The 6,320-nt window shown below is 35.3% G+C and carries 7 protein-coding genes and 1 pseudogene; 6 read left to right on the top strand and 2 right to left on the bottom strand.

Annotated elements, in window-relative coordinates; genetic code table 11:
* A pseudogene (locus H1P_RS29935) lies at positions 1-659 on the top strand (ATP-binding protein); the annotation flags it as partial.
* A 439-nt stretch (positions 660-1,098) separates the two neighbouring features.
* On the opposite strand, the gene H1P_RS29930 reads toward H1P_RS29935, so the two are convergent.
* Together H1P_RS29930 and H1P_RS29925 are read right to left on the bottom strand one after the other, a co-directional pair.
* Positions 1,099-1,680 carry a Uma2 family endonuclease gene (locus H1P_RS29930; RefSeq protein ID WP_144874628.1) on the bottom strand — a complete coding sequence of 194 codons (582 nt, stop codon included), beginning with the start codon at positions 1,678-1,680 and terminating at the stop codon, positions 1,099-1,101.
* A gap of 121 nt (positions 1,681-1,801) precedes the next feature.
* Complete coding sequence (locus tag H1P_RS29925; protein WP_144874626.1) at positions 1,802-2,035, bottom strand: helix-turn-helix transcriptional regulator; 234 nt, start codon at positions 2,033-2,035, stop codon at positions 1,802-1,804.
* A 207-nt stretch (positions 2,036-2,242) separates the two neighbouring features.
* On the opposite strand from H1P_RS29925, the gene H1P_RS29920 reads away from it, so the two are divergent.
* The 5 genes from H1P_RS29920 (at position 2,243) to H1P_RS29900 (ending at position 6,313) form a co-directional block, all read left to right on the top strand.
* Positions 2,243-2,569, top strand: coding sequence for a hypothetical protein (locus tag H1P_RS29920; RefSeq protein WP_144874623.1), 327 nt, complete (start codon positions 2,243-2,245; stop codon positions 2,567-2,569).
* A 57-nt stretch (positions 2,570-2,626) separates the two neighbouring features.
* Positions 2,627-3,100, top strand: a complete 474-nt coding sequence (locus H1P_RS29915; protein ID WP_144874620.1) for a hypothetical protein — start codon at positions 2,627-2,629, stop codon at positions 3,098-3,100.
* 97 nt (positions 3,101-3,197) lie between these two features.
* Positions 3,198-4,310 carry a tyrosine-type recombinase/integrase gene (locus tag H1P_RS29910; protein ID WP_144874618.1) on the top strand — a complete coding sequence of 371 codons (1,113 nt, stop codon included), beginning with the start codon at positions 3,198-3,200 and terminating at the stop codon, positions 4,308-4,310.
* A 1-nt stretch (position 4,311) separates the two neighbouring features.
* Positions 4,312-5,790, top strand: a complete 1,479-nt coding sequence (locus tag H1P_RS29905; RefSeq protein WP_144874616.1) for a tyrosine-type recombinase/integrase — start codon at positions 4,312-4,314, stop codon at positions 5,788-5,790.
* Positions 5,780-6,313, top strand: a complete 534-nt coding sequence (locus H1P_RS29900) for a hypothetical protein (protein WP_144874614.1) — start codon at positions 5,780-5,782, stop codon at positions 6,311-6,313. Before H1P_RS29905 ends, H1P_RS29900 begins: the two co-directional genes overlap by 11 nt.
* Positions 6,314-6,320: the final 7 nt, after the last annotated feature.

Here is a 6,320-nt window from a genome sequence, read left to right as displayed (position 1 = left end):
TTTTTTTGACTGATGAAGCTCAAAGATTTTCTAAAATGGCTAGCAGTAGCAGGCAGCAAGCTCAAATGGATGCAATGCAATCAATGGCTAGTATGACAAATACTTTACACGGTTTATTTGGCACTTATGAGTTACTCGAATTTCGTAATCTAAGTGGTCAACTTTCTCGTCGTAGCATAGATATTCATTTTTCTCGTTATCAAGCCGACTGTTCCCAAGATTTAGTAGAGTTTCAACGGGTACTCAAAAGCTTTGGAGAGAAAATGGCTTTGGATAGACCACCAGAACTAGAAACTCATTGGGAGCATTTTTACGAACGAAGTATTGGCTGTGTGGGCATTCTCAAAGATTGGCTCACTCAAGCTTATCGTCAAGCTCTGGATGAAAATGCTTCCACTCTAACTGAGCAACATTGGCAACCCTATGCACCATCTGTATCTAAATGTCTCCAAATGGCAGCAGAAGCCATCGAAGGGGAGAAAGCACTTCAGTTTGAATCGGGAGAATTAACTCTACTACGTCAAAAACTGGGTTTATCAGGAGTATCTTCTTCGGTTTTACCAACCGATAATTCTTCTGTTGGCTTAACAAATGCTCAGAAAAGAAAATACAAACCTGGAGTACGTCAACCTCATCGTGATGTGATTGGAGAGACATAATTGTTTCCTCAAAATAAAAATAGTCCCATTTTATGCTTCCATTATTCCCATTTTATGGTTCAAGTTACAGTTTGATTTGAAAGGGAGATCGGGGCGAACCGCACCTTCGTTATACTCAGATCTTGCACCTAGCCTGTAATCTCTCTGTCTTGTTAGGGAAAGGGGTAAAGGTTAAAGGGAAAATGGTACTAAATTGATTACTAACTCCTAATTATTGAGTTTTTATGAAAGGCGTGCAAGATGTCAGTTATAACTGGCTGAAGATTTTGGAATCAAGATGAAAAGCGATCGCTATTGGGATGACTCTGATTGTTTCTCACTCTTCCGAAATACAATTGTAGTTAAATTTTTTGAACGAATTCAAGGGAATAGAATGCTCAAAATACGGGAATATATTTAGAGATATCTGTGAGCGTACTACATCACGGCATTTTTATTTTTAATCAAAAATCTCGGATAAATCAACAACTAACCCAGGCATGATACTTTCACCCGATAGAGTTAAAGAATTATTCAATACTTCTTTTTGTTTTCCCTGACGGTAGATATCGACTTGTTTGTCATCTGGGTTAATCAACCAACCCAATCGAACACCGCAGTTCATATATTCTTTCATTTTGTTCTGTGCTTCATCAATACTATCGGAAGGAGACATTAGTTCAATTACAAAATCGGGGTCAACGGGAAGATACTTTCTTCTCTGCTCTTTGGTTAAACTATTCCATTTCTCTATGGGTATCCAGCTAACGTCAGGAGAACGAACAGCACCATTTGAAAGTTTAAAGCCACCAGAGGAGTCAAAAACTTTACCTAATTTGTCTCGACGATTCCAAAGCTTAACTTGAAATATTAGTTCTGAATTGCGTTCGCTAGTTTCACCACCAGTAGGAGACATAAAGATTAATTGTCCTTGAGAGTTAGTTTCCAATCGAGCATCGGGATTATCGCGAGACAGAAGCTCCAGATGGCGATCGCTTACTTTGCCGATGAGAGAGGATAAATCTAGTGGCAGAACGGTCATGAGATTATTTGCGAGGAAGAGATACGATTATTTTAGCGTATCAGAGGAGAGCGCGATCGTTTCATAGATTTTGAGAACTCATACTGAAATCTATAATTTTAGTAAAATTAAGAATTTAATCTCATTCGTCTATTTGATACTCTCCTCTGAACCCTTTAGCCAACTCTGACAATTCCACTCTCAAAAGAGAACAAAGTATTTCTGTTTGATTCGGGTCTAGACCAGGCTTGGAAACTCCTTGTTCCCAATTACTTACTGCTGTAGGTTTAACTCCCAGTTCTTTGGCAATCTGAGCTTGAGTAAGTTGGAACATATTGCGACGCAACTTGAACCATTGAGAAAAAGAGAGCTTCATGGTAGACGATTGATTGATAAGTATCGATACCATGTTAATTCGCTCCGAAGTATTTAAAGCTAGCTAAAATATCCAAATAATTGAATTTATCCAAATAATTGAATTTATCCAAATAATTGAATATAATGATTATAGCAAAACAAAAGACGACCGCCTTCTCTGGAAAAGTTTGCGATCGCCTTTGAACCGATCTATTCAATCATATATATGATGACACAACAACAACTCGAACAACAGGAATTCGACGCTATTTCTTATGAGCTAAAGCATGAGAAAGACTTTCAGGCTTTACAACATCCTTATGTAGAACCAAACTACGAAATCGACTCTTCTCCCGATGAATTTGGCAGTCTTTATAGAGTTTGGTCGGGACGTATCTTGTTAGGTACTTTTTATCGAAAACATAAGCAGTGGGTGTCTAGCCCTTATTATCAAAACCGCCAATATTTAAGACTTGACAAATCATTAGACAAAACTTTTCGTAGTAACGAATTAGCCATCAGACACATTATTGATAGCTACGAAGGCTGCTAAGTTATTGTTTTCCCCACACATAAAAGTGTGGGGTAGAGTTTTTCAGGAGAAATAAAAATGTCATCATCATTATTTGTTTTGCCAGACGACATCAAACAAGAATTCTCGATTGATGAGGGGGGAAAGGCTTATGCTTCTCAATCAGCGATCGCTCGTTTGTGCGGAGTAAGACAACAATCAGTTAATGAATTACTAGAAAAAATAGCTACAGGCAAACCAGTTTCAGAATCCCTATCATCGTTTAATGGTAAGAATTACAGAGGTACAGGTAAAATTCCCGATCTTGTAGTTGCTGCCATTATCAATCACTACGCCATGTATGCCAGAAAGACAACTGAGCAGGCTAAAAGAGTTTCATTATCTTTTCAAGCAATAGGTCTTCGCACTTGGATTCAAGTAGAACTAGGCTGGCAAGAAAAACCAGTAAAATTAACTCTCTCTAAAGCTCTGGCATTAGCTAATTTTGCTGGTGAATCAGCCCAGAATGCAGGAGTATCCAAAGCTTTAGCCGAATCAATCAAACTCTTATAACAATAAAATATTTATATTATTTAATATAGAAAAAACAACAACAACAGTACCAATTTGTATGGTAAGGTAATTTTACTTTAAATTACACGAAGTAGAAGTGATTAGGATAGAGAAAGCAATTGACCCTCAAACTGAGGAAAGATATAGTTGCGTATTTGATAGAGAAACTTGTTTACCAGTAGAACCGATACAACGCTACTTAAACTACTGTCGCAAAAGGCAATTAGCTGCTAACACTGTTATGACATACGCTTATCGGCTATCAGATTTTTGGCACTGGCTAGAATATAAATCTCTTAACTGGCAAGATGTTGGTTTGAATGAATTAGCCGATTTTGTTAACTGGTATCTTCTGGGTGGAGAAGTAGAAGTTATCTCAGAAGAGGTTAGAGAAGTAGTATCTAAACGCAGTCCCCGCACTGTCAATCAGGCAGTTACAGCCATTCAAGGAATGTATGAATTCCATGCTGTAGAAGGTAGGATTGATGAAAAGAAATTTACCAAACTAGCTCATGGATGGGGTAAACGAGGTGGTTTCTTAAGAGGTATTGTTAAAAGCAGTCCCGAACGAAGAAAGCGGATTAAAGTCAAAGAGCCTAAAATTTTTCCTGGCTGTTTGAAAGACGAAGAAGTCGTCAAACTAGCTGATGCTTGTTATACCTATCGAGATAGATTAATAGTAATGTTGCTCAGGGAAACAGGCATAAGAAGAGGTGAGCTTTTAGGACTTCATTTAGTTGATGTAGGAGAGCTTGATATTAAAGGGAGAATTAGAATTGTTCGACGAGATAATAATCCCAATGGTGCTACCGCAAAAGGTACAGAGCGAGAAATTCCTATTTTACGTAACCGTGAGGAGGTTCAAAAAACATTTCAAGCTTACTTATTAGAAGAATATCCACCTGAAGCAGAACAACAAGAACATGGAATGTTATTTGTCAACCTAGATGGCAGATATGTAGGTAAGCCAATGACCAGTGCGAGATTAAACAGCCTATTTTATCAACTAAAAGACAGAACTGGTATCGAAGCTCATCCTCACCTATTTAGACATACATTTGCTACTCGTATGTTGCAAAGTGGTTATATGGATGAATATATACAACAATTGCTAGGTCATAAGTCTATAGCCACAACTAAAGATATTTACTCTCATGTATTAGATGAAATGAGTTTAGATGCTTACTTGTTAGGAGAAGAAGAAGAATAGAATGTTACCTATTGAAGAGTTACAAAAAAGAATTGAACAGTCAGAATTAGGTCAAGAATTTATTAATAACCCTTTGTTAAATAAAGATACTTGGGCTTTAATTGATTTGGGTTATACAGAAGAAGAGGTAAAAATAGCAACAAACAAGAATATATATTTTACAGATTTTTTATTACCTTGGTTAAAGTTATTAACTAAGTTGACAGTTTTAGCTATGGTTAGACAAAAATTTGTAATAGGTACAATTAAAAATAAAATTTATTACTTAAAACAGTTAGATGGGTTTTTAAGTGAACAAGGATATACTCAACCTGAATTATTAACTAATTCAATACTAAAAAAATTTGTTATTGATTCTAAAAAAGGGAAAGAGAATAAACAAAAAACTTTAAGATACGTTTCTAAATTATGGACAGAAGAAAAATGGCTTAAATTATCTTATACTCCTATTAAATATCAAAAATCAACACCAAAAATTGAAACCATTCCCGAAGAAGTTTTATATCAAATTTATCAAAATTTTCATTTATTCCCACCACCATTAGAGCGATTATTTCGATTACAGCTTGCTTTAGGTGCGCGAATTGGAGAAATGCTTAGAATGCTTCGTCAATGTCTTAAAAAAGAAGGAGAACAATGGTTTTTATTAAGATGGATAGAAAAACGAAAACATTGGCGATATCAAAGGGTTCACTTAGTTATAGTTGAATTAGTTAGAGAACAACAGAAATTTCTAGATAAACAACTGGGTATTAATTCAAATTTTCCTAAGTTATTTTGTAACATTTATCCTCGTCAGGAAGAAGGCACTCGTATAGGTACTAAGAGATTTGAATTAAAACTAATTTACACTGCTGAAGTTCTTAGCAGTCAAACAATTCAGAAATGGCTTCGTGATTTCCGAGAAGAAGCAGATTTACGAGATAAACATGGTAATAGGTTTAATCTACAAAGTCATATGTTTCGACGTACCAAAGCTAGTATTATGACTAACTGCGGAGTAAAAGATGAATACATCGCTGCTGTATTAGGACATGGTTCGTTAGATATGCTACCTCATTATCGTCAGCGTTCTTTAGACAAATTAGAAAAAGAAGCTGATACCAAAGGTTATGTCGATATGTATGGTCGAGTAACTACTTGGGAACCTAAAAAACCTAGATACAAACAAGAAAGACTGGCAGAATTACTAGCCCCAAAATTCACTATTTCTTCAGGAAATTGTCATCGACCTGACCTGTTAGGAGATTGTGAGCTTCGCTATGCTTGTCTGAGTTGTGAACATCATCGAGTGAGATTAGAAGACAAACCCTTAATAGAAAGTGATATTAAAGATTTACAACAAGATTTAGAACAAGCACAAAAAGCAGGTAAACAGAGAAGGGTTACAGAAGTAAATCGTTTCTTAGGATTATTGACAACTAGATTACAAGGTTTAGAAGAATTAGAAAACTTAAAGAATAAAAATAATGAAGAATAATCGTAAACATCCACCAATTTCATTTCACAGTACTCTCAATGGTCAATTAGAAGTTAATTGGGATAAAGAATATAATCAAGAATACCACTGTCCTAATTGTAATAAAGGTAAGTTAGTTAGATATTATTATGATAAAACTGTAATTTGCAAAATAAATCTACATTGTAATAATTGTAATAAAAGAACAAACCTTACTTGCCATGTTCCAAGCTATATCTATAATTATATTTCTAACATAGAATGTCCAAATGAACTATGTAAAGAGATTGGACATAATGGACAAAGAGGATGGATATATCAAGTATCCAGTAAAAATAATAGACAATGTAAATGTCGCTTTTGTAATATCCAATTTGATTCAAATTCAAAATATCACACGTCTTGGATGGGGCAACAAACAGAGAATAAACTACAAGAATTTTCTTTTGATGAGGATTCATGGCAGCTAAAACATTTTTTAAAAAATCCTCGTGAAAAAAAAATTATTTTCATGAAATCAATCCTGATTGGTATCGGCAAGTAGTAAAAAA

The sequence above is a fragment of the Hyella patelloides LEGE 07179 genome (assembly GCF_900659865.1).
Classification (GTDB): Bacteria; Cyanobacteriota; Cyanobacteriia; order Cyanobacteriales; family Xenococcaceae; genus Hyella; species Hyella patelloides.
Note: the sequence above shows the minus strand (reverse complement) of the source record. Positions and strands in the feature narration are given on the sequence as shown.